General features: G+C 57.4%; 2 protein-coding genes. One reads left to right on the top strand and one right to left on the bottom strand.

What is annotated here, in order from left to right:
• Positions 1-339: TonB-dependent receptor domain-containing protein (locus tag J5224_RS33355; RefSeq protein WP_264629177.1), on the top strand; the 339-nt coding region annotated here is incomplete at its 5' end.
• 4 nt (positions 340-343) lie between these two features.
• On the opposite strand, the gene J5224_RS33350 is transcribed toward J5224_RS33355, so the two are convergent.
• A partial coding sequence (locus J5224_RS33350; protein ID WP_264629176.1) for a nitrogen fixation protein NifQ occupies positions 344-659 on the bottom strand: 316 nt, incomplete at its 5' end.

Genomic DNA, 659 nt, shown 5'->3' with positions numbered 1-659 from the left:
CTCTCCATCATTCCCAAATACACCGTTAACACCCTACTGGAATGGCAAGCTACCGAGGCGTTCTCCACTACCCTGAGCTGGACGCAGTACGGCGAGCAGAAGCCGCGCCATACCGCGACTAACCGCATAGAAAATGTACCAAATGGCCTTTCTTCACGCACCATCGGCAGTTATGCCGTCTGGGGGGCGGGCGCAAGCTATCAGGTGAATAAAAACCTGCGCGTCAACGGCGGCATTAGTAACCTGTTTGATAAACGCTTGTACCGCGCCGCAGATGGGGCTTCCACCTACAACGAACCGGGGCGTGCCTACTATCTGGGCGTCACCACGTCGTTCTAAACCCTCACACTTCGGGCGCGAAACAGTGCGCCCATTCACAGCACTCATCGCAACTGGGGGAGCGGCACACCAGCTCCCCGTCACTGTGCAGACACCGCTCACGGTAGAAAAATTTCTTCCAGCGCATATTGTTCACGTTGAGTGCCACCAGCGATGGAAAGCAGTCCGTCATCAGCTCCCGCAGTTCCGCCCGTGAATCCAGCCCCAAATCCTGCCACAGGTGGTTAAATCCCAGCGATGCGCTGGCAATCACACGGTGCATCGGTGCCGCGTCGTCTACCCTATGTTCGTCCAGCCAGTTGGCAAGCTGGTCGCACTCG

This window comes from Candidatus Symbiopectobacterium sp. NZEC135, assembly GCF_025962695.1.
This window is presented reverse-complemented; position numbering and strand designations above follow the sequence as displayed.